Annotated in this window: 21 protein-coding genes; 11 read left to right on the top strand and 10 right to left on the bottom strand. The window is 44.3% G+C overall.

Annotation, left to right across the window (positions count from 1 at the left end; translation table 11 throughout):
- Window positions 1–261 precede the first annotated feature (261 nt).
- The 9 genes from GV030_RS07670 to GV030_RS07630 all read right to left on the bottom strand — a co-directional run bounded on the left by GV030_RS07670 (window position 262) and on the right by GV030_RS07630 (window position 7,756).
- Window positions 262–687 carry a SiaC family regulatory phosphoprotein gene (locus tag GV030_RS07670; RefSeq protein WP_159581431.1) on the bottom strand — a complete coding sequence of 142 codons (426 nt, stop codon included), beginning with the start codon at window positions 685–687 and terminating at the stop codon, window positions 262–264.
- 333 nt (window positions 688–1,020) lie between these two features.
- A complete protein-coding gene (locus GV030_RS07665; protein WP_159581429.1) occupies window positions 1,021–1,452 on the bottom strand; it encodes a SiaC family regulatory phosphoprotein in 432 nt (143 codons plus the stop codon).
- 35 nt (window positions 1,453–1,487) lie between these two features.
- Window positions 1,488–1,940: a hypothetical protein gene (locus GV030_RS07660; protein ID WP_159581427.1), complete on the bottom strand. Its 453-nt coding sequence runs from the start codon at window positions 1,938–1,940 to the stop codon at window positions 1,488–1,490.
- Window positions 1,941–2,215: 275 nt separating this feature from the next.
- Window positions 2,216–2,623, bottom strand: a complete 408-nt coding sequence (locus GV030_RS07655) for a SiaC family regulatory phosphoprotein (protein ID WP_159581425.1) — start codon at window positions 2,621–2,623, stop codon at window positions 2,216–2,218.
- A 58-nt stretch (window positions 2,624–2,681) separates the two neighbouring features.
- Window positions 2,682–3,134: a hypothetical protein gene (locus GV030_RS07650; protein ID WP_159581423.1), complete on the bottom strand. Its 453-nt coding sequence runs from the start codon at window positions 3,132–3,134 to the stop codon at window positions 2,682–2,684.
- Window positions 3,135–3,324: 190 nt separating this feature from the next.
- A complete protein-coding gene (locus tag GV030_RS07645; protein WP_159581421.1) occupies window positions 3,325–3,966 on the bottom strand; it encodes a response regulator transcription factor in 642 nt (213 codons plus the stop codon).
- A gap of 7 nt (window positions 3,967–3,973) precedes the next feature.
- Window positions 3,974–5,719 (bottom strand): PAS domain S-box protein, encoded by a 1,746-nt coding sequence (locus GV030_RS07640; protein WP_159581419.1) that lies wholly within the window; start codon window positions 5,717–5,719, stop codon window positions 3,974–3,976.
- Window positions 5,720–5,747: 28 nt separating this feature from the next.
- Entirely contained in the window at window positions 5,748–6,197 is a 450-nt protein-coding gene (locus GV030_RS07635) for a response regulator (RefSeq protein ID WP_159581417.1), read from the bottom strand.
- A gap of 14 nt (window positions 6,198–6,211) precedes the next feature.
- Window positions 6,212–7,756 carry a PAS domain S-box protein gene (locus tag GV030_RS07630; RefSeq protein ID WP_159581415.1) on the bottom strand — a complete coding sequence of 515 codons (1,545 nt, stop codon included), beginning with the start codon at window positions 7,754–7,756 and terminating at the stop codon, window positions 6,212–6,214.
- Between the two features lie 564 nt (window positions 7,757–8,320).
- Here GV030_RS07630 and GV030_RS07625 point away from each other — a divergent pair.
- From GV030_RS07625 to GV030_RS21590, 8 genes are all read left to right on the top strand, one after another.
- On the top strand, window positions 8,321–8,701 hold the full coding sequence (locus tag GV030_RS07625; protein ID WP_159581413.1) for a hypothetical protein: 381 nt from the start codon (window positions 8,321–8,323) through the stop codon (window positions 8,699–8,701).
- A 79-nt stretch (window positions 8,702–8,780) separates the two neighbouring features.
- Window positions 8,781–12,584, top strand: coding sequence for an efflux RND transporter permease subunit (locus GV030_RS07620; RefSeq protein WP_159581411.1), 3,804 nt, complete (start codon window positions 8,781–8,783; stop codon window positions 12,582–12,584).
- Window positions 12,581–13,819: a TolC family protein gene (locus tag GV030_RS07615; protein WP_159581409.1), complete on the top strand. Its 1,239-nt coding sequence runs from the start codon at window positions 12,581–12,583 to the stop codon at window positions 13,817–13,819. The genes GV030_RS07620 and GV030_RS07615 overlap by 4 nt, the downstream gene beginning before the upstream one ends.
- Window positions 13,820–13,831: 12 nt before the next feature.
- Window positions 13,832–15,610, top strand: a complete 1,779-nt coding sequence (locus GV030_RS07610) for an efflux RND transporter periplasmic adaptor subunit (protein WP_159581407.1) — start codon at window positions 13,832–13,834, stop codon at window positions 15,608–15,610.
- 29 nt (window positions 15,611–15,639) lie between these two features.
- A complete protein-coding gene (locus tag GV030_RS07605; RefSeq protein WP_159581405.1) occupies window positions 15,640–16,140 on the top strand; it encodes a DUF3347 domain-containing protein in 501 nt (166 codons plus the stop codon).
- A 192-nt stretch (window positions 16,141–16,332) separates the two neighbouring features.
- Entirely contained in the window at window positions 16,333–16,707 is a 375-nt protein-coding gene (locus tag GV030_RS07600) for a helix-turn-helix transcriptional regulator (RefSeq protein WP_159581403.1), read from the top strand.
- Entirely contained in the window at window positions 16,704–17,354 is a 651-nt protein-coding gene (gene merTP / locus GV030_RS07595; protein WP_159581401.1) for a mercuric transport protein MerTP, read from the top strand. The genes GV030_RS07600 and merTP overlap by 4 nt, the downstream gene beginning before the upstream one ends.
- 1 nt (window position 17,355) lies before the next feature.
- Window positions 17,356–17,568, top strand: coding sequence for a GDCCVxC domain-containing (seleno)protein (locus tag GV030_RS21590; protein WP_159581399.1), 213 nt, complete (start codon window positions 17,356–17,358; stop codon window positions 17,566–17,568).
- Window positions 17,569–17,630: 62 nt separating this feature from the next.
- Here the strand turns inward: GV030_RS21590 and GV030_RS07585 are convergent, their stop codons facing one another.
- Window positions 17,631–19,037, bottom strand: a complete 1,407-nt coding sequence (locus GV030_RS07585) for an MFS transporter (RefSeq protein WP_221413299.1) — start codon at window positions 19,035–19,037, stop codon at window positions 17,631–17,633.
- A 234-nt stretch (window positions 19,038–19,271) separates the two neighbouring features.
- On the opposite strand from GV030_RS07585, the gene chrA reads away from it, so the two are divergent.
- The 3 genes from chrA (at window position 19,272) to GV030_RS07570 (ending at window position 21,954) form a co-directional block, all read left to right on the top strand.
- A complete protein-coding gene (gene chrA / locus GV030_RS07580; RefSeq protein WP_159581395.1) occupies window positions 19,272–20,597 on the top strand; it encodes a chromate efflux transporter in 1,326 nt (441 codons plus the stop codon).
- Window positions 20,598–20,703: 106 nt separating this feature from the next.
- Complete coding sequence (locus tag GV030_RS07575) at window positions 20,704–21,291, top strand: AraC family transcriptional regulator (RefSeq protein ID WP_255465211.1); 588 nt, start codon at window positions 20,704–20,706, stop codon at window positions 21,289–21,291.
- 75 nt (window positions 21,292–21,366) lie between these two features.
- Window positions 21,367–21,954, top strand: coding sequence for an AraC family transcriptional regulator (locus GV030_RS07570; RefSeq protein WP_159581391.1), 588 nt, complete (start codon window positions 21,367–21,369; stop codon window positions 21,952–21,954).
- Window positions 21,955–21,968 lie beyond the last annotated feature (14 nt).

The raw sequence follows: 21,968 nt of genomic DNA, 5'->3' as shown, positions 1-21,968 counted from the left end.
GAGTGTCCCACGTAATGTGATATTTCGGTTATTCACACAACGGGATGCGTGTTTCGCGCAGTACGATTTACCTATAGTGGTATGAGGTATGCGAAATGCATGATTTTTGGAAGGTAATAGCCCTGAGGGGAGGGTATGAAGGTGGATTGTTTTTGGGAAGCGTGATCAAAGCGGTGGAGCTTTACGAAAAAAGGCAGCTCGAGAGGGCTGCCTTTTCAAATCACCGCTGATTAAGGCCCATTTCGAGGGCGCTATTTTGAATTAGTTGAGGGAAGGAGAAATGGTGTGATGTTTCAGGTTCACATTGAAATCGAACTCACAAAGTTCTTTAAGGTCCATTCCCATTTCGTAGATCTCTGTGTTGTATTTTTCCGCAATCCAATTGACGTTGACTTGCTTGCCCTGAGCTTTGGCTTGATTCAATGTTTTGATGGCTTTGAATAGAAACTGCGCTGTGAAGGGGTTAAATATTTTATAGCCAAAGTTGATGGTGATGCTTTCATAGGAGGCCAGGTGATCCTGGATTTCTTCGAGGAGTACAGCATAGACTACTTTGAGTTCAGGTGTAACTGACCATCCTTTGATGCTTAGAAAATTTTTCTTTTCAATAAAGCTGATCTTCAATAGCTTCTTATCTTCAATGGCTGGGGTTTGGGTGGCTGGGAGGATTTGTGCTAGAGTGTTCATGGTGATTGCAATTGTAATGAGTAAAAGCTTCTTAATGATGATGTAAAGTTGACGCTTTCATAGCTCTATAGTTAGAGTGTCCCACGTAATGTGATAATTGAGTTATTCACACAACGGGATGCGTGTTTCGCGCAGTACGATTTACCTATAGTGGTATGAGGTAGGCGAAATGCATGTTTTTTGAAGATAATAGTGCTAGAGAGGAGGGATAGGGGGTAGACCACACTTGGTAGTGTGACCCTAAGCGATGGGCTTTACGCAAAAAGGCAGCCCGAGAGCTGCCTTTCCAAATCACCGCTGATTAGGGCCCTGTTTCGAGGACACTTTTTTAAATTAGTTGAGAGAGGGGGAAATGGTGTGATGTTTCAGATTCACATTGAAATCGAACTCACAAAGTTCCTTAAGGTCCATTCCCATTTCGTAGATCTCTGTGTTGTATTTTTCCGCAATCCAGTTGACGTTGACTTGCTTGCTCTGAGCTTTGGCTTGATTCAATGTTTTGATGGCTTTGAATAGAAACTGTGCCGTGAAGGCATTAAAGATTTTATATTCAAAGTTGATAGTGATGCCTTCGTTTACAGCCAGGTGGTCTTGGATTTCCTCGAGGATCACTGAATAGACCGTTCTGAGTTCAGGTGTCAATGACCACCCTTTGATGATGAGCAGACTTTTGTTTTCAAGGAAGTTAATACTGAGCAGTTTTCGGTTGCTATTTGTGGTGGGGGATACTTCGTTGATTGATGGAGAGAGTGAGTAAGCGTTCATGATTCTTTGTTTTAGCAGTGTGAGTACTGAGGTTCTTATTGAAATTTGCTGATTTTGATGCTAATAGAGGCTTGTAGTGTAGGCCGAAACATTCTGGTGCCAAGCCCCAGGCCTAATTTGATGGCTTTGACGGGACTGTAAGATCCCAGTATCGATGGTGTGATGGCAAAGTTTTGTCCATTGACCGCCCCAGTCCGGATGTTCAGGTCAAAATTGAGTTTACCATAGTGCTTCAGGGGCAGGTTGACATACATGCCGGTGAATTCTTTTTCGTAGAATCTTTCAGTGATTTCCTGAGCATTCATGAAGTCGGCGGTTTTCTGATAGAAGCCACCTATTTCCACTTTGCATGGAAAGGTGTAACCTATTGCGGTTCCCAATTTGTTTCCAACCTGAGTTTGCTCAATGTAGGACTTGGTAGTGATGTCTTGTGAATAAATAGCCTGGGCTAATAATAGGGCGATTGAGAATGTAATTAGTTTTTTCATTTGTTCAGCGGTTAAATATTTAATGATGAAGCAAAGTTGGGGCAAGGGGGGCTCCTGTGTTAGAGTGAGTCACTGAATTGGAATATTGGGTTATACACATAATGAGATGTGTGTTTCGCGCAGGATAATTTACCTACACTGTTTTGATTGGGAGCCTTGGAATGGGCAGGGAAGGTCTTAGAGATATTGTACATATGATGTCCCTCAAAGGGAGATCATTACGCTAAAGAGGTGAGGCGTTAATAATAGCGCCAATGAGAAGAGATGTGCTGAAGTTAGTCCAGCAGAGAAGAGAGGGTGGTGCTTGGAAGAGACAGGTCAAAGCTGAAATGACTAAGTGCTTTGAGCTCCGTCCCCAGTTCGATCAGTTGCTCATTATATTGATCAATAACCCAATAGATTTTTACACGCTTTCCAAGAACGTGAAATTGGTTGAGAATTTGGACGATGTTATAAAGAAACCTTGTGGTCACAGAATGCAATAGTTCGTAGGAGAAATAAATGGTCAGCCCTTTATTGATAGTCAGGTGTCGTATGATGCCCTCCCGGGTAGCCTGATAGTAGGTGTTGAGTTCGGGTGTAATGGACCACCCCTTAATAATGAGCAGGTTGTGGGGTTCTACAAATTTGATGCTGAATAATTTCTCATCCTTTTCGTGCTTGGGATTGGTGATAAGGTTCATAATTTGTCTGCTGGTTAAGTGGATATAAATTTTGGGCGGTGTGAAATATGGAGTATGACTAATGGAGCTTACTAAGCCTTATGGATAAAGCGGCTTGTAACGTAGGACGAAACATTCTCGTGCCCAATCCAACCCCCATTTTGATGGCTTTTACGGGCCTATAGGATCCGAGGAGTGATGGAGTGATGACAAAGTTTTTTCCATTCACAGCTCCCGTGCGAATATTCAGATCAAAGTTGATTTTTCGGTAGTGCTTCAGTGGCAGGTTGAGGTACATTCCTGCAAATTCCTTCTCATAAAATCTCTTGGTGATTTCATGGCCATTCATGAAATCGGCATTTTTTTGGTAGAATCCTCCCACCTCTACCTTGCAAGGGAAGATGTAACCTATGGCAGTTCCCAATTTGCTGGCAACTACCGTTTTTTCTATGTATGTCCGGGCAGTGATGTCCTGGGCACTTAAGGTGTGGATGAAAAGAATGGTGAGTGCGATTACGGCTAGCTTTTTCATTTTCTGTTGGGGTTAGTTCCAAATGATAAAACAAAGCTCAGAAAACCGAGAGTCTTAGATTAGAGCATCTCACGCAAAGAAATAATTGGGTTATTTACGCAAAATCCTGCGTGATTCACACAGGATTTTATCGCATACATCGGGCTTTTAAAAAATGTAACGTTGTGCTCATTCGTCTTGGAAAGACACTCTAAACGATGTTTCGCTCTACGGCGTACATCACCAAACCAGCCACATTCTTGCAACCTGTCTTTTCCAATAGGTTTCGCTTGTGTGACTCTACGGTACGGGTGCTGATGAAAAGCTTGTCGGCAATTTCCTGATTGGTATATTCATTGACGATCAGCAGGAGGATCTCACGCTCTCTTTCCGAAAGAGGCACATCGATGGTGAGCCTTTGTTTGGGGGCTTTACGGGCTATGCTATTAACAATGGTTTTGTACACCGCATCTGCATAGTAGTCCTCACCTTTCATGATCTTATTCAGGGCATCGCGCATTTCTGACTTAGAGGTGTTTTTTAGGACATATCCGGAGGCTCCCAACGCAATCATTTTGTTGATATAGCTGGCTTCGTTGATCATGGAGAGCACCAGCACTTTCAGCTCTTTATGATTTTGCCGTACACTTTCCATCAGCTCTATGCCGTTCATTTCGGGCATATTGATGTCAGTGAGCAGGATGTCTATTTTCTTTGTTTTGAGTATCTCCAGAGCCTCAAGTCCATTTTGTGCTTCTTCACATATTTCATAGTCAGGATCATCCTTAAAGTAGAACTTTATGGCGTCACGGATCATATCATGGTCATCTACTAGAAGTATGGTAGTTTTCATTTTGGCGTTATTTAATTGGGAGTTTAATGTCAATAAAGGTTCCTTCATTGATTTTTGAATCTATATGGATCAGTCCATTGCATTTTTTTACTCTTTGCTCCATGTTTCGAATGCCATTACCCCTCACTCCGGCATTGATGTCAAAGCCTTTGCCATTGTCTCTGATTTTGAGCGTAATCACACTTTGGGCCTGAGCAATGTCTATTTCTATCCTTTTGGCTTCACTGTGTTTTTGAATATTATTGATGGCTTCCTGAATGATGCGAAACGTCTGGGTACTGATAAACTCAGAGATAGAACTCTCGTCTACAGAGTAATGAAGCTCAAACTCTATGGAGAGAGGAATCTGATCCTGAAGCTGTCTCAGTGAATCCTCCAACCCCATCTCCTTGATGCTGCTCAGCGAAAGCGTATTGGAGAGGGATCTGATTTGCGTGAGGGAGGTATTGATCATATTGGCCACTTTAGTGAGCTCAGTGTCTTCGGGATATTTAGACACCAGGCCATCCAGAAAAAGTGCTGAAGCGCTCATTTTCTGACCAAGGTTGTCATGGAGCTCATTGGCAATGTTGCTTCTTTCCAGCTCCTGAATGTTGAGCAGCGCCATGTCATTTTCATAGTCGGAGGTAGTATCCACAATGGTGCCATAGAAGATGCTGGCATTGCCGGTACTGTAGTCTGGACTAATGGTGGTACGGCCATATCTTATCTGTTTGGAGCCGTTAGGGATGTATCTGTGGTCAATGGTGACAGTGACTTTTTTATCCAGCACTTTGTCTATTTCGTCATTGAAAATCTTGTGATCATCTTTATAAACCAGACCCAAAAATTTCATAAGGGAGATTTTGTTGATATTTCCAGGTATACCCATCATCTTCACAAAATGAGGGGAGCAGCTAAGTATATCCACTTCCGAATCGTACTGAAAGCTTCCTGAATAGGTGAGCTGCTCGGCCTGGTTGAGGATGTACTGGCTTTTGGCATTTTTCTCTTCCAGCATTTTTCGTTCGGTAATGTCTCTGGAGGAGCCTACCACTCCGGTGACCTCATTGCCATCCAGTACCGGGTATTTCACCACTTCCAGTATTCTGCTGACACCATCTGTGCCCGTAAATAATATCTCGTAGGTGATAGAGAGTTTGTTGTTCCGGACGTGCTCGTCAGTTTCCTGTGCCTTTTCAGCAATGTTTTTGTCGAATAGGTTTCCATCTGTCATTCCCAGGATAGCCTTTTCGGTAAAGCCGAAAAATCGTGAAAAAGCGGTGTTGACTTTCAGGTAAGTGCCATTGGTATCTTTCAGGAATACCATGTCCTCGAAACTATTAAAAAGTGAATCAAGGATGAGGTTTTTATTAATGAGCTCCTTTTGGAAGTTTCGGCGCTCGTCATCAATCATCTTATTTCTGAGTACTCTTTCGATAATGATGGGTAGTTTTTTTACATTCTTCTTCAGTAAAAAATCGCTGGCGCCGTAGTGAAGCAGAGAGACGGCCTGCTCTTCCCCAACAGTGCCTGAGATCACCACGAATGGAATGGACTGGTCTTTTTCACGCAGCATTTTGAGCGCATCAGTACCTGTGAAACCCTGCAGGTTATAATCCGAAATGATAATATCATAATGGGTTTCCAGAGCTTTCTGGTATTGTGCCTTGTTTTCAGCACGGTCCAGGGTAAACTCCAGGTTACTTTTCTGTAGAGACAGGTCCAGTAGCTCATAGTCACTGGTGTTGTCTTCTAAATAAAGGATCTTCATAACAGATTTACTTAAGAAGTAATGACGCTTAATTAGGCACCTGATTGACCAGTAGCCAGTATAAGCCAATATTTTTGGTGGCTTCTATAAATTCTTGATAATTGATGGGCTTGGTGACGAAGCTGTTCACACCGAGCTCATAGCAAGTCCTTAGGTCCACAGATTCATTAGATGAAGTCATTACCACCACGGGCACAGTTTTCATCTGGTCATCTGACTTTATTCTTTTCAAAACTTCAATACCATTTACTTTTGGGAGCTTGAGATCCAGTAGGATGAGTTTAGGTCGGTTAGATACTCTACGTGATTGGTCTGGTTGTTGGCCAAAAAGATAGTTAATGGCTTCTGCTCCATCTTTCAGCCAAATGATCTGATTGCCGAGTTGCAATGAGTTGAGAGACCTCATGGTCAGCTCTGCATCGTCAGGGTTATCTTCTACCAGAACCACTGTATCGTATTGATTTTCTCTTATATCCATGGCAATGGCTTTATCTAATATAATTGATTATCAATACTTTTCTTGGGTAGCGACACACAAAAAGTGCTGCCTTCTCCGACTTTACTTTCAGCCCATATCTTACCATGGTGTTTCAATATGATTTTTTGGCACAGTGCGAGACCTACTCCTGATCCTTCAAATTCCGTTTCGGTATGGAGTCTTTGAAAAATACTAAATAGTTGGTCGTAGTATGCCATATCAAATCCTACTCCATTATCGGAAATGATGATTTCATCCGAATCTTGATGAGAGATCTGCTTAATGTGAACTTTGGGGGCACTTTCCCGGGATGAATATTTGATGGCATTAGAAAGTAGGTTTTGAAAAACATGGTCAAGGAGCATGCGGTCTCCATAGACATCACCCAGATTTTCCTTTGTGATTTTACAATGTATGGGTGGGTCAATGCTGTGGATAATTGAATCGATTCTTTCCTCCAGTCCGAAACTTTGAAATGATGTCTGGGATCGGGAGAGCCTGCTGAAGCTGAGCAGCGAATCAATGAGTTTACCCATTCGGGTACTGTTGTCAGAAATTCGGGTCAGGTAGCGTTGGGCTGTATCTGGAAGAATATCCAGGTAGTCCTCAGTCAGGGCATTGGAGAACCCGTCGATGGCTCTGAGTGGCGCCCTCAGATCGTGTGATACGGAGTAGGCAAAGGCCTCCAGCTCTTTATTGACATTCTCAAGTTGTCTGGTACGTTCGCTGACTGTTTCTTCGAGTGTTGAATTATAAAGCGCCAACTTAATATTGGCTTCTTTCACCTCCGTGATGTCCTGGAGGATCCCTCTTAGCCCTAGCATTATATCATTGTGGGAAACAGGTTGGCCAATCGTTTTTACCCATTTTTCAGCACCGTCCCTGGCGATTATTTTGAGGTCGACATTCCAGGCGCCTTTCGTTTCTATACATTTAGCTATGATTTCCTGGGCAGCGGCTCTATAGTCCGGGTGAAAAAAACCAAATGCCTTATCCATATCAATGGCCTCTCCGAAGGGTACCCCATGGATTTTATAGATGGGCTTACTCCAAATAACTTCTTTGGTCTCCAGATTCGCCTCCCAGGAGCCAATTTTGGCGATTTCCCAGGTCTCCTCCATCAGGTTGTTCAGGTCTTTTGCCCGCTGATTCGCCGCTTTTATTTTTTTACTTGTTTTCTCTTGGATGGAAATATCTTCTATCAGCGCAATGGCATGCCATGGACCTTCTTTTGTACTTTTTACAGGTGTCACGTGTATTTTCACAGGTGTCACATGGCCTGCTTTCGAGATGTACCTTTTCTCAATTGAGTAATGATCTATTTCATTTTTTCTGAGTTGTTCAAAAAGTTTAAGGTCTCTGTCCACGTCCTCAGGATGAGTGAATTGGCCAAAGCTCATAGAGGTAAGCTCGGTTTCTGAATAACCTATAATCTGACAAAGTCTGGCATTGACAAGAAACGGAATACCCGTGTCATCCACCATAGCGATACCATGAAGGGAGTGATCAAAGATTCCCTGGAGATAATTAATGAGGTTATGTTTAGCGAGGCGTTTCAATTCCGATTATGCAGAATTTAAAGATTAAAACAAGAGCGGTTCAAAATGGATGTTGGGTGTGCGGTCTTGGGAAACATGATTTAGTAAATGCGTTTTTTGTAATAAATTAAAGAAAATGAAGGTGACTTATGGTCAATTGGAATATTTATTTTATTGAGATGCTGATTAAGGTTCTTTGGCGCTTAAGAGTAGCCGGACGTCAACATATGTCAGGAAGGACCTTTCTCCAGGAAGGTGATCACAATGGTGAGAATAATCATAGTGCCGATCAGGATGTCTATCACCCTGATGGCAGCCGTTTTGTTGAATCTATTCATTGGCGAATGAATTTTTGGTGAATTTCGTAAAGTTAGCACACTGTGTTATCTGTTGTGAGGGGGATATACGCAATCTAAAAAATACGTGATTCACGTAGAGAGCCTCAGCTATGGGGGTCTTATTTCCCTTCCTCTGGAGATTCTCTTATAATCATGTAACTCTATCCTTTTATTGTGTAAATCTCTGTTTCAAGCTTTCCGTATATTTGTAAGGTTGAAAAAGGTCACTTCCATATCGCTTATCTTCATGTTGCTACTCGGAAACCTGGGTATCACCTTTGGAACTCACTTTTGCGGTGGGCGTGCGATAGTAAGTGAATTGATGTTTGGAGAAAAGCACCTGGATTGTGGTATGGGCATGATGGATATGCCCGAAGCAGAGCATGACTCTCCACACTTCTCTAAATCCCCATGCTGTGAGAATCAGTATGTCTCTGCAGAGGTTGATGAGACTTTAAACAAGGAAGTCTCTAATGAAGCAGCTCAATTCTTCGTGGCTATAGCTATAGCGACTATCCTTTATTCTATAGAATTTGAGGAGACTTTTGATCAACCCATTCCGGTTGATACCTCCCCACAACTTGGCAGTCCGGACTATCAGGTTCTGCATCAGGTTTTCCTTATATGATTTGACGATTTGATTCATGTCCCCAGCGCAAATGAAGTGTTGAGGCTGTCATGTTTATTCTAGTCTTTCAAATCATAGTATGCTAAATCAAATCATAAAATATTTCCTTGAGAACCGTTTGGTGACGGTACTCATACTGATCATGCTGGTAGCGTGGGGGATTGTTACTTCCCCTTTTAGCTGGAATACAGGTTTTCTCCCAAAGGATCCGGTTCCTGTGGATGCGATTCCTGATATCGGTGAAAATCAGCAGATTGTGTTTACCCAATGGCCGGGACGCTCTCCACAGGACATTGAAGATCAGATTTCCTACCCAATGACCACTTATTTATTGGGTATCCCAGGAGTGAAATCGATCAGAAGTTCCTCCATTTTCGGGTTTTCAATGATCAATATCATCTTCGATGAAGAAATTGAATTTTATTGGTCTCGCTCCCGAATCCTTGAAAAGCTAAATTCGATTCCTTCAGGACTACTCCCTGATGACGTTCGACCCACCTTGGGTCCGGACGCGACTGCTTTGGGGCAAGTGTTTTGGTACACCATTGAAGGGCGTGATAAGGAAGGCAATGTTACCGGCGGCTGGGATTTGCATGAAATCAGAACGGTTCAGGACTTCTATGTGAAGTATGGCCTGAATGCGGTAGAAGGAGTTTCAGAAGTTGCTTCAATCGGTGGATTCGTTCAGGAATACCAGATCGATGTGAATCCAGATGCTTTAAAAGCCTACGGCATACCACTAATGAAGGTGATGGACGCTGTTCGCAAGTCGAATCGTGATGTAGGTGCCAAAACGATTGAAATCAACCAGGCAGAGTACCTGGTTAGAGGTTTAGGCTATATCAAATCAGTGGCCGACATAGAGAAGGCCGTGGTGTCAGTTCAGGACAATGTCCCTATCCGAATCAAGGATGTAGCAGTAGTATCCCTTGGGCCTGCAGCCCGCCGAGGAGCACTCGATAAGGAAGGTGCTGAAGTGGTTGGAGGTGTGGTGGTGGCCCGATACGGTTCCAATCCTTTGGAGGTGATCAATAATGTAAAGGCCAAGATCAATGAGATTGCTCCCGGCTTGCCGAAGAAAACATTAACAGATGGTACAGAATCTCAACTGACTATTGTTCCATTCTACGACCGCACTCAGTTGATCCATGAAACTATTGGTACGCTGGAAACAGCCTTATCTCATGAAGTGCTGATCAGCATCATCGTTGTGCTGGTGCTGCTACTCAATCTTCGTGCATCGATCATTATTTCGAGCCTGCTACCTGTAGGCGTATTGATGACATTCATAGTCATGCGATATACTGGTGTGGACGCTAATGTTGTCGCTCTTTCAGGAATAGCTATTGCCATTGGGGTAATGGTGGATGTAGGGATTGTTTTCGTGGAGAATATCATACGCTATCTGGAAATGCCTGAAAACCACGGAGTGAAAGGAAAAGACTTACTCCGGGTCATTTATGAGGCTACAAAAGAGGTAGCATCCGCTATTACAACCGCACTGGCTACAACAATTGTCAGCTTCGTCCCTGTTTTCGCTATGGAATCGGCAGAAGGCAAGCTCTTCAAGCCTTTGGCTTTCACAAAGACGTATGCCCTGCTTGGATCCTTTGTTCTTGGGCTTGTTGTGTTGCCCACGCTGGCTTATTTCATTTTCGGCATACGATACGACAAGAAGAACGTTCGGAACATCTGGAATTTCACTTTCATAACTGCCGGTATTCTGCTAGTAGTCTATACTCAAATGTGGCTTCCTGGGGTACTGTGCCTTATTGGTTTCAATAACATGCTGGAAAGCAAATGGCCAGAGCGATTTAAGAAATTCCCTGAGTATATCAATATAGCCTTGGCCCTGTTTATTGCCAGCTTCTTTCTCGCTGAAGAATGGATGCCTTTAGGTGTTCAAACCTCACTTACTGTGAACTATCTATTCGTACTGGGGCTCATTGGAATTATCCTGGGAGCACTATTGTCAGTCGTTCATTTTTATGAGCCCATTCTGAAATGGTGTCTGGTTAACAAAGGCAAATTCTTGTTGCTTCCGTTCTTCACTATTCTGCTGGGTGTTGTCATCTGGATTGGATTTGGTAAATCCTTTGGGTTCTTAGGGGATGGGATAAAGGAAACCCAAGCCTGGAAATCGCTGGATAAAACCTTTCCGGGTATCGGATCGGAATTTATGCCTTCATTGAACGAAGGAAGCTTTCTGCTTATGCCTACCTCCATGCCTCATGCAGGGATGGAACAAAACCGAAGGGTGGTTGGACAGCTCGACATGTTAGTGGCTCAAATCCCGGAAGTGGAAATGGTGGTGGGAAAGCTTGGCAGAGTGGAGTCAGCGCTTGATCCTGCACCTATCTCCATGTATGAAAATGTTATCAACTATAAGCCGGAGTATGTCATTGATGGAGAAGGTCATCGCAAGCGATTTAAGGTAGATGGGAAAGGAAATTTCATATTAAAATCAGGTGAGTCGTTGTCCAATGAGGAAATCCTGGCTGCTAATATCTCCACTTCTGATCTTCTCCCTGACCTCAAAGGACAATACTTCCGAAACTGGAGGGAATCAATTAAATCTCCAGACGACATCTGGGATGAGATAGTCCGGGTGACTAAAATACCAGGCGTGACTTCAGCTCCAAAATTGCAGCCCATAGAGACACGATTGGTGATGCTTCAGACAGGCATGCGAGCACCCATGGGAATCAAAGTGTATGGTCCTGACTTAAAGACCATTCAGGATTTTGGTTTCCAACTTGAGAACATTCTTAAAGACGTTCATTCCGTAAAATCAGAAGCGGTGTTTGCTGATCGAATTGTGGGCAAGCCTTATCTGCACTTAAATATCAATAGGAATGAAATCGCCCGATACGGACTTAGCATTGAGGATGTACAGCAGACTATCGAAACGGCAATAGGGGGCATGAAAATCACCTCTACAGTGGAAGGGCGTGAGCGTTTTCCTGTAAGGGTGAGATACCCACGGGAGTTACGTGATGATCCCGAATCACTTGGCAACATTCTGATCCCCACACCTACTGGTGCTCAAATCCCCATGAAGCAGCTGGTGGATTTTGAATATGTCAGAGGACCACAAATGATTCGTAGTGAGGAGACGTTTCTGGTTGGCTATGTGCTGTTTGATAAACGAGCAGGTTTTGCGGAGGTGGATGTGGTAAAGGCCTCTCAAGAGGCTATTCTGGGTAAAATTGATTCAGGTGAATTGATTGTTCCGGCCGGAATTAGCTACAAATTCTCAGGAACCTACGAAAATCAGGTGCGCGCCATCAAGCGGCTATCTATTGTGATACCAATCAGTTTGATTGTCATCTTCCTACTGCTCTACTTCCAGTTCAAGACGGTCATTGCCTCATCAATCCATTTCTCAGGCGTATTTGTGGCATTTGCAGGAGGTTTTATCATGCTCTGGCTGTACGGTCAGGATTGGTTCCTGGATTTCTCCATTTCAGACACCAACATGCGAGAGCTATTTCAGATGCACCCCATTAATCTGAGTGTAGCGGTTTGGGTAGGCTTCATAGCACTTTTTGGAATCGCCACAGACGATGGAGTGATCATGGGAACGTACATCCATCAGGTATTTGAGGAACGGAAGCCAGGTACCATACCTGAGGTAAGAGCAGCGGTACTTGAAGCCGGTAAAAAACGAGTACGCCCTGCGATGATGACTGCCGCGGTGGCAATAATCGCCTTGCTTCCGGTACTGTCATCAACAGGTAAAGGATCCGACATTATGGTGCCAATGGCCATCCCGACCTTTGGTGGAATGGCCATTCAGATCATGACCATGTTCGTGGTGCCGATCCTTCAGGCTTTCTGGCGAGAAACGGTGATTAACAACCAAAACAGGAAATTGAGATGAGATATCTAACTATAGTATTCTTATTATTGGGTTCGCTTGTTAGCGCACAAACGCTTCAGGAATACCAACAGGAGGCATCGGAAAACAATCCCATGCTTCAGTCCAAATACAAGGAGTTTGAGGCGGCCCTGCAGCGCGTGACTCAAGTGAAAGGTTTTCCAGATCCTACACTGTCAGTAAGTGCATTTGGTCGGATGACCGAGACACGGGTTGGGAGACAGATGGCCAGGTTTACACTCTCTCAAATGTTTCCGTGGTTCGGGACTTTGAAGGTGCAGGGGGAAGCAACAGCTCTTATAGCTGATGCTGCTTTCGAACGATACATTGATGAACAAAATAAACTATGGTTCCAGGTTTCCAGAGCGTACTACCCATTGGTAGAGCTGGAGGATGTCTTATCGATTCAACGAGGGAACCTGGATATCCTGAAATCATGGAAGACCCTGGCCACTTCAAAATACGAGAATGGTAAAACCAGCCTGGCAGATGTTCTCAGGGTTGATCTCATGATTCAGGATATGGAAACCGAAATCATACTCCTTGAAGGAATGAAAAGACCTTTGACAGCTTCCTTCAATCAGCTCCTCAATCGGCCAGACTCAATGGAGGTTTTTACTTCTCCATTTGATTCTGTGAGTGTGCCCGTCTACTCTGAGCAGGTAAATTGGAACGACCACCCGTTATTGAAGGAAATTACACTGAAAAAGCAGTCTAAGGAAAAGCAGTATATGGCAATCGAAAAACAGTCCATGCCAAAGTTGGGTGTGGGATTGGATTACATCATCGTGGCGGAAAGAACAGACTTGGCGGCCGGACAGGCAGGTATGAATGTTCCAGGAAACGGACAAGATGCCATCATGCCGATGATTACTGTTTCCCTTCCGCTGTACCGCAGGAAATATAAGGCTGCTTTGAAGGAGAATAAGCTTCAGACAGAGAGCATTGAACTCATGGCGCAATCCACGAGAAATGAATTGAATGCCTCCTTTGAAAACGTGAAATATGATGTGATGCGTGAAATTGAAATGCTGAATCTCTATGAAATACAAATTGAAGAGACACAGCGAATTCAGTCACTCTTGGTTTCGGAGTTCGGCAATTCAGGAAAAGACCTGGTAGAGCTGCTGCGCATTCAGATGCAACTACTCAACTATCAGAAACTAGAAATTAAATCAAAAACGAAGCTATTCATAGCCCTCGCTAATTTGGATTATATCCTGGGCGGTACTCAATAAAATATTACTGAAATGAAAAAGTTACTTCAAAATAAATATGTGCTGATTGGCCTTACCTTGATCATTGGTGGTTTGATCGGATGGATGTTAAAGCCTTCAACACCCGCCTCAGAAATGAGCGAAGATCACGAACATGTAGCTGACGAAAATGGCGTTTGGACTTGCTCCATGCACCCGCAAATCCGCAAGAACGAACCCGGCTCTTGTCCCATTTGCGGTATGGATCTGATTCCTCTTGAATCAGATTTGGGCATGGACGATCCGATGGCTATTCACATGTCTCCAACTGCGTTGAAGTTGGCCAATGTGGTTACCCAAAAAGTGGGGGCTGGTGAAATTACCAAAACGATTCGGCTAAACGGGAAGGTGATGGAGAATGAGAAACTGGTTTATACCCAGGCCTCTCACATTCCCGGTCGGGTGGAAACATTGAACGTGAATTTCTCTGGAGATTTTGTTCAAAAAGGCCAGGAGATTTCCACTATCTACTCACCTGAGTTAGTTACCGCTCAGCAGGAGTTATTTGAGACTCAAAAGATCAAAGACAAGCAGCCTGAGCTCTTCGCTGCAGCCAAGAGGAAGCTTACAAACTGGAAGCTCACGAATGCACAAATCGACCAGATTTTGGCTAATGGCAAACCACTAGAGACCCTGCCCATCCGATCTGAGCGATCGGGTTATGTAAAGGAAAAGCTGGTCATGCTTGGGGATTACATCAAGCAGGGAGCACCTATCTACATGATCGCCGATCTGTCAAATGTATGGGTGTTGTTTGATGCTTATGAATCTGACCTGGCCTGGATCAGGGAAGGGGCTTCGGTTTCATTTACGATTAGTTCACTTCCTGGTGAACAATTCACGGGTAAAATCTCCTACATAGATCCTGTCATCAATCCGAAGACTCGCGTATCCAAACTACGAGTAGAGATGAATAATCCGGGTTATCAACTAAAGCCTGAAATGTTTGCTTCAGGAGTGCTGAGTGTGACAAGTCACGCCAATAAAGAAGGGCTCATTGTACCCAAATCTGCTGTGATGTGGACAGGTAAAAAGTCTGTGGTCTATGTGAAAACTGCCAGTGATCAAAGCATATCTTTCCGTATGCGCACGGTAACACTCGGGCCATCTCTCGGAGAAAGTTATGTGGTGAAAGAAGGGTTGGAAGCAGGTGAAGAGATTGTTGTAAACGGCACATTCAGCGTGGATGCTGCAGCTCAGTTGGCTGGCAAACCCAGCATGATGTCACCGGAAGGTGGAGCTGCCATGACTGGGCACAATCACGGCACTACTCCAGAATCGAAGGAAATGAACCACTCTGAAATCAATGTTTCAGACAAGGAGTATGAATCCGATAAGGCCTTCCAAAACCAGATCAAGTCAGTGTTTGAAAGTTATCTGCCGGTAAAAGATGCATTGATTGCTGCAGATCCGGATAGGGCTAGCTCCACGGCCAAAGCATTATTGGAATCACTGGGTAAAGTGGATATGAAACTGGTAAAAGGCGAAGCCCATATGGAGTGGATGGCGGATTTGACTGTGCTAAAGGCAGCTGCCAATGCCATTCAAAAAGGGAGCGAGTTGGAAACCATGAGAATGATGCTTTCTCCTCTGAGTGACCAGCTTTATCATACGATTAAGAAATTCAAGATTGAAACCAGTGGCTTCCGTCAGTTCTGCCCCATGGCCATGAACAATAGAGGAGCCTATTGGCTCAGTGATTCTGAAAAGATTTTAAATCCCTATCTCGGTGATGCCATGCTCTCCTGCGGGAATGTAGAAGAAGAACTTTAATAATTATGAACCATATAAATTTTGTAAAAATGAAAAAATACATCTTATCTCTTGGGTTGGTGTCCTTGCTGATGGCATGTTCCAATCCTAACAATGAAAGACAAAATGAGTCACAAGTATCAGCTGTTCCAGAGCTGGAGGAGGTTCTTGTGGCACAATCCAGTGCGCTCTCCGATTATATGATATTGAAAGATGCTCTGGTAAAAACCGACAGAGATCAGGCCAAAAATGCCGCAGGAAAATTAGCTAAGTCGGCAGCTTCTGAAAACTGGAATACGGACATTATTAAGGCCGCAGAGGTCATTGCTACCAGTGAAGATGTGGAAACCCAGCGGACAGCATTTAAAAAGGCCAGCGACAGCCTCATTGTTATGCTTAAAGCAAATGGCGCTAATGATGGGATTTATGTCCAGTATTGCCCAATGGCATTTGGCACGGGCGCTAACTGGCTGAGTATGTCTGAGGAAATCAGAAATCCATATTTTGGGGATAAGATGCTGAAGTGCGGCAGGGTAGAAGGTAAGCTTTAAACAATACAGAGAGGGGGCCCGCCTCCTCCTCTCTACATCCCCATCATCAGAGGGCTTTTATTAATGATATCAGTCTTCTGCTTGGTATGCTGGAGAAAAACAGCGCATAAGGCTCGTTAAATTTTAGTATTCACTAAAATACTGAACCTTTCTTTTGCTCTCACGTTTTAGTAATTACTAAAATATTAAAAGATGAGCAATACATGTATCAGAGTACTTGCAGATCCAGTGCAAATAAAGGAGTGTAAGGAAACCCTTAGTCGTCTGGAAGAACAACTGGATTTAACTACTAAAATTTTCAATTTGGCGGGAAATGCAGCACGGCTGAAGATCCTTTTTCTGCTTCATAAAGAAGGTGAAATGTGTCCCTGTGATCTTAGTGATATCCTGGATATCTCTGTGGGCGGGGTTTCTCAGCACCTACGAAAATTGAAAGACGGTGGGCTCGTAAAAGATAAGAAGGTTGGTCAGACGGTCTTCTATTCACTGGTAGAGGCTAATCTGGAAATTATTAAACCCGTACTGGAAAGCTTATCGATTCAAAATCAAAAAGAATTAACATCATGAGCACTACAAACCATGCCTCACGGCAGACAAGTTTGTCCTCAAAAAGTGCGGGCGCTGGATTGTTTGCAGCAATTGTAGCCTCGCTGTGTTGTATCACACCTGTATTTTCATTGCTGGCTGGTATTGGTGGCATAGCAGCCACATTCTCCTGGATGGAACCCTTCAGACCTTATTTAATCGCACTGACAATTGGCGTATTAGGATTCGCCTGGTATCAGAAACTTAAACCACGAACCAAAGAAAAAATTGAATGCGCCTGTGAAACAGATGAAAAGCCGTCTTTTTGGCAATCCAAAAAGTTCCTCGGAATAGTTACTGCGTTTGCCGCTTTGATGCTTGCTTTTCCAAGCTATTCGCGCATGTTTTACTCTAATGGCTCAAGTCCAAATACTTCAGTTATCCTTTCACAAGACACAACGAAAACACACAAGATTGTACTCGATGTAAAAGGAATGACTTGTGCCGGATGTGAGGCGCACATTGAGCATGAGGTTCGATCACTCCCGGGGATAAAGTCTGTAGATGCCATCTACACTGAAGGCTCTGCCACCATTGAGTATTTGCCCTCAAGACTGGAAGAAAAGACCATCATAGAGGCCATCAATCAAACAGGATATACGGTAATTGAAAAGCCAAAAGATCAATAAAATGGAGAAAGCAGCAGAGTTAAAATCAACCATTACCTGTCCGAAATGCGGACATCAGAAAGAAGAAACCATGCCAACAGATGCATGTCAATATTTCTATGAATGTGAAAACTGTCATGAGGTATTGAAACCCAAAGAAGGCGACTGTTGTGTGTACTGCAGTTATGGGAGTGAGAAGTGCCCACCGGTGCAAAATGGAACTTGCAATTGCTAAAGAACGCCAAAGACCAAAGGCCTGTGCTTCAATGCACAGTCCTTTGGCTTGTTTAAGAAACTTTACTTCCCTGATTTGATCCCAACCAGGGCCACCAGGGTTCCAAGCACACCGATGACGGCAGCCGTGCGGAACGCACCCTGAAAACCCGCAGTTAATGACTCAGTAGTTACTTCTCCGTCCGGTGCCAGTCCATTGGTGATGGCAATGGCTACCGCCACCACGATGGCCAAACCAATAGCGGAACCCACCTGATAAGTAGTGTTAACCAAGCCGGAGGCTAATCCGGTTTCTTCAGGTTTGGCACCCGACATGGCGGCCATGGTTCCCGGAATGTACGCCAGCGACATCCCAACAGCGCCCAGTAAAGAGGCACCCAATACATCCACAAGGAAATTTCCGTCCACAGAGACAGTCGAGAACCACACCAGTGATGCCGTAAGCACACTTAGCCCAGCCACCAGGTTGTTCTTCATTCCGAACCGTTCAATCATTTTGCCACTCACACCCACCATCAGGATCATGATGGCAATGGTCATCGGGAGTAGCGCCACTCCAGACCAAAAGGCGGTGTAGCCAAGGGTTTGCTGGAGGTATAAGTTCAGATAAAACCACATGGGAATCCAGGCTCCCGCCATTAGCGCCATCACCAGATTGGCCGCAGACAAATTCGGTGCTTTGAAAATGCTCAACGGAAGCAGTGGAGATTTGGAGCGCTTTTGGATCACAATGAATAAGATCAGTAGTGCCAGTGCAATGGCAAACAGACCAATGGTTGTTAAAGAAGTCCATCCATTTTGCTCTACCATGACAAGCGTGTATACTATCAGCATGGTAGCGGCGGTTACGAGCAGGGCACTTAAATAGTCAATTTTGCCTCGTAGCTTGCTTCCATTCGTGAGCAGTGAAACACCCAATAGCATCACCAGTATTCCCAGGGGGATGTTGATGAAAAAGACCCATCTCCAGGACATATACTCTGTAAGTACACCGCCGAGGAATACGCCTGCAGAACCACCGGCTGCAGCGGCTGCTCCCCAGAAACCAAAGGCCTTGCCCAGTTCCTTGGGATCCGTGAAAATGCTCATGAGCAAGTTAAGTGCAGCAGGAGCAATGAGGGCCGATCCTAGTCCTTGTAATGCTCTTCCCACATTCATGGAGGTTTCAGACCAGGCCATGCCGGTGAGTAATGATGCGAGTGTGAGCACTCCAAAACCCCATAGAAATACATTCTTGGAGCCATACAGGTCGGAGAGTTTTCCGCCAAGAAGCAGCATCCCGCCCAGCACGATCACATAGGCATTGAAGATCCATTGTAGTCCTGATGGGGTGTAGTTCAGCGCACTTTGTATGGCAGGCAAGGCCACCCCGATGATGGAGGTATCCATGATTACCATAAACTGTGCGGTACACAGAACCGCTAAAGCTGCCCAACGTTTCTCGTAGAGCGAGCTTGTGTTTAATGACATTGAATTTGACATAGTTGTGAAATTTATTTTCACAAAATTCTGACGACCCCAGATCGTACACTTTATACAATTGCGGCTATTGCTTGCACAATTTTGTCGCAGAGAAAGAGATTTCTTTTTTCCATTGTGAAATGCTCCATATCTAACCCCCGATTCAACACTGTTTATTAACATTGGCCAGATAAAACAATAAGGACGTGGTTATAGAGAGTAAATAGCCATAATCAATTATCAATGGATCATCTAAAAAAACCGTCGTTTAAAGAAGCATGCTGGTTCTGGTTGAAGCTTGGATTTATCAGCTTTGGTGGCCCGGCAGGTCAGATTGCCATCATGCACGAATTTCTGGTTGAAAAGAAGAAATGGATTTCTGAAAGTCGTTTTCTCCATGCGCTAAATTATACCATGATATTGCCTGGACCTGAAGCTCAGCAACTTGCTACCTACACAGGTTGGCTGCTGCACGGGACTAAAGGGGGCCTCGTAGCGGGTGTGTTTTTTGTGCTTCCTTCCATGTTCATCTTATGTGGACTATCGGCTTTATATGCTACTTATGGCAATATCCCCTGGGTATATGCCATGTTTAGTGGATTGAAGCCGGCGGTAATGGCCATTGTCATTCTGGCGCTGATAAAAATCGGCACTAAATCATTGCATACCACCTTTCACTTTCTACTGGCAGGAATGGCCTTTGTGCTAATGTTCTTTTTTAATACTCCCTTTCCATATATCATCATTGGAGCTTTGCTGTTGTCTTTTGTGGTACGCAAAATGCTTCCATCGCTGTTTAAGCAGACCACTTCTGCACAAGAGCAACTGACAAAGGATGAGGAGCAGTACTTTATCAACCGCAATCATTTTTTGCCTGATGCCGGTTTTAAAGTTGGAAGGTTGGTTAGGCAGGTGTTCGCAGCGGCTTTGCTTTGGGTGATTCCCATCGGACTATTTTATCTGTTCAGTAGTGATTTTTCCTTCTGGAAGCAGCTTTCACTCTTTTTCACACAGGCCGCATTCGTCACATTTGGTGGAGCTTATGCAGTATTGCCCTATGTAGCACAGGTAAGTGTGGAGCAACTCAATTGGCTGACCGAACTCCAAATGATTGATGGCCTGGCACTTGGTGAAACCACGCCCGGACCATTGGTTATGGTGTTGGTATTTGTTGGTTTTATGGCGGGATACAACCACTATGACGGCTCTGTGTTGATGGGGGCATTAGGGTTGGTTGCTACGACTTTTTACACATTTGTTCCATGTTTCCTTTTCGTCTTTGCAGGGGCACCCATTATTGAAAAAACACGCGAAAATGAAAAGATCAAACAAGCCTTGACACTGGTGACAGCAGCAGTGGTAGGAGTGATCCTTAACCTGACCATTTATCTGGGTAAGGCCATAGTGTTTCCTGAAGAAATGACTTTAGGAGGAATTGACTACCCGATTTTAGGATGGGTGGTGGTTTCATTTGTGGCGATGTACCGATTTAAACTGAACATGATCACCTGGATAGTGATCAGCTCATTATTCGGACTGGTAAATCACTTCATCACTCAACTGCTTTAATCCATAGATTTGTGAAAATGATGGAAGGTTTTAGTTGTTACGATGAAGTTAGCAGTCTTCATAGCATTCCTCCATCTATTTTCTTACCTTAACTATGCAATTTGGAATGACCTTGGAAATCCCTCAGCTACATATCAAAAACATGGTTTGCCCCCGCTGCGTCATGGTGGTCAGGCAGGCTTTTGAGCAAATCGGGGTAGAGCCTATATCTGTTGATTTGGGGGAAGTGAAACTCAAAAAAGAGCTGTCAGGAGATGAGTTGAAGCAATTGGATGACCTACTGGCCAAAAATGGTTTTGAGCGAATCGACGATCGTAAAGTGCAGTTGCTGGAGAAGATCAAGACCCTGGTGATTGACACCATTCATCATCGTGATCCCTACGATACCCACATTCAGTGGTCGGCTTACCTGTCGGACCAGCTCCATTACGACTACAACTATCTCAGTAGCCTGTTTTCAGGCATGGCAGGGATCACGCTGGAGCAGTACATCATTCGCCAAAAGATGGAAAAAGTGAAGGAGTTTCTATTTTACGACGAGCTGTCAGTGAAAGAAATTGCCTACAAGATGGGTTTCAGCAGCGTGGCGCACCTGTCCAATCAATTCAAAAAGATCATCGGGTTGTCACCCACCGAATTCAAGAAAAGTATTCAACAGACCCAATCCAGGAAGCCGCTGGATCAGATCATATAATCATGTAAGCCTTCCGGGTGATTGTGTAATGCATCCAATGCAGATTGTTCCCAATTTTGATTAAAAATTGGAACGATGGAAAGCACTCAGGTCAATATCAAAGGGATGGTTTGCAGTCGCTGCATTTTCACTATCCGGGAAAGCCTGCAAAAGGCAGGAATGTTTGTCAGGGATATTTCCCTGGGGAAGGTCACCTTCTGCAAGCCTATAGACGATCCGCAGAAAACAACAGTTCGGTCCATCCTCTCAGGGCTGGGGTTTGAGCTGGTTTCTGATAAGAGGGAGACCAGATTTCTTGAAATCCGCGAATTCATTCACCAGTGGATAGCAGCAGGAAGTGGCCGTGAGCAGGGTGTTACCCTCTCCGAAAGTCTGTCCCGGCATTTCATGCAGAACTACGACACACTCAGTGAGCTGTTCTCACAAATGGAAGGGAAGTCCATTGAAAAGTATCACATCGAAAAGCGGATAGAGGTAGTCAAGGAATCCCTTGTGTACACCGGCAAGTCCCTCTCACAGATCGCTTACGAAAGAGGATACAGCAGTGCTCATCACCTTTCTGCCCAATTCAAAAAGGTGACCGGCCTCAATCCTTCTCATTTCAAGCAGATTCAGAGGAGTAAGGGCCTGATAGTGCCGGATCACTCCAATGAAAAGGTGTAACCCATAGCCGGAAT

It is taken from the genome of Marinoscillum sp. 108, assembly GCF_902506655.1.
Lineage (GTDB): Bacteria > Bacteroidota > Bacteroidia > Cytophagales > Cyclobacteriaceae > Marinoscillum > Marinoscillum luteum.
The sequence above is the reverse complement of the archived record's forward strand: the minus strand, read 5'-3'. Positions and strand labels throughout refer to the sequence as shown.

Coding starts and splice junctions, on each gene's coding strand:
- GV030_RS07670 (WP_159581431.1), bottom strand. CDS start 687: ATGAACACTCTAGCACAAATCCTCCCAGCCACCCAAACCCCAGCCATT.
- GV030_RS07665 (WP_159581429.1), bottom strand. CDS start 1,452: ATGAACGCTTACTCACTCTCTCCATCAATCAACGAAGTATCCCCCACC.
- GV030_RS07660 (WP_159581427.1), bottom strand. CDS start 1,940: ATGAAAAAACTAATTACATTCTCAATCGCCCTATTATTAGCCCAGGCT.
- GV030_RS07655 (WP_159581425.1), bottom strand. CDS start 2,623: ATGAACCTTATCACCAATCCCAAGCACGAAAAGGATGAGAAATTATTC.
- GV030_RS07650 (WP_159581423.1), bottom strand. CDS start 3,134: ATGAAAAAGCTAGCCGTAATCGCACTCACCATTCTTTTCATCCACACC.
- GV030_RS07645 (WP_159581421.1), bottom strand. CDS start 3,966: ATGAAAACTACCATACTTCTAGTAGATGACCATGATATGATCCGTGAC.
- GV030_RS07640 (WP_159581419.1), bottom strand. CDS start 5,719: ATGAAGATCCTTTATTTAGAAGACAACACCAGTGACTATGAGCTACTG.
- GV030_RS07635 (WP_159581417.1), bottom strand. CDS start 6,197: ATGGATATAAGAGAAAATCAATACGATACAGTGGTTCTGGTAGAAGAT.
- GV030_RS07625 (WP_159581413.1), top strand. CDS start 8,321: ATGTTGCTACTCGGAAACCTGGGTATCACCTTTGGAACTCACTTTTGC.
- GV030_RS07620 (WP_159581411.1), top strand. CDS start 8,781: ATGCTAAATCAAATCATAAAATATTTCCTTGAGAACCGTTTGGTGACG.
- GV030_RS07615 (WP_159581409.1), top strand. CDS start 12,581: ATGAGATATCTAACTATAGTATTCTTATTATTGGGTTCGCTTGTTAGC.
- GV030_RS07610 (WP_159581407.1), top strand. CDS start 13,832: ATGAAAAAGTTACTTCAAAATAAATATGTGCTGATTGGCCTTACCTTG.
- GV030_RS07605 (WP_159581405.1), top strand. CDS start 15,640: ATGAAAAAATACATCTTATCTCTTGGGTTGGTGTCCTTGCTGATGGCA.
- GV030_RS07600 (WP_159581403.1), top strand. CDS start 16,333: ATGAGCAATACATGTATCAGAGTACTTGCAGATCCAGTGCAAATAAAG.
- merTP (WP_159581401.1), top strand. CDS start 16,704: ATGAGCACTACAAACCATGCCTCACGGCAGACAAGTTTGTCCTCAAAA.
- GV030_RS21590 (WP_159581399.1), top strand. CDS start 17,356: ATGGAGAAAGCAGCAGAGTTAAAATCAACCATTACCTGTCCGAAATGC.
- GV030_RS07585 (WP_221413299.1), bottom strand. CDS start 19,037: ATGTCATTAAACACAAGCTCGCTCTACGAGAAACGTTGGGCAGCTTTA.
- chrA (WP_159581395.1), top strand. CDS start 19,272: ATGGATCATCTAAAAAAACCGTCGTTTAAAGAAGCATGCTGGTTCTGG.
- GV030_RS07575 (WP_255465211.1), top strand. CDS start 20,704: ATGACCTTGGAAATCCCTCAGCTACATATCAAAAACATGGTTTGCCCC.
- GV030_RS07570 (WP_159581391.1), top strand. CDS start 21,367: ATGGAAAGCACTCAGGTCAATATCAAAGGGATGGTTTGCAGTCGCTGC.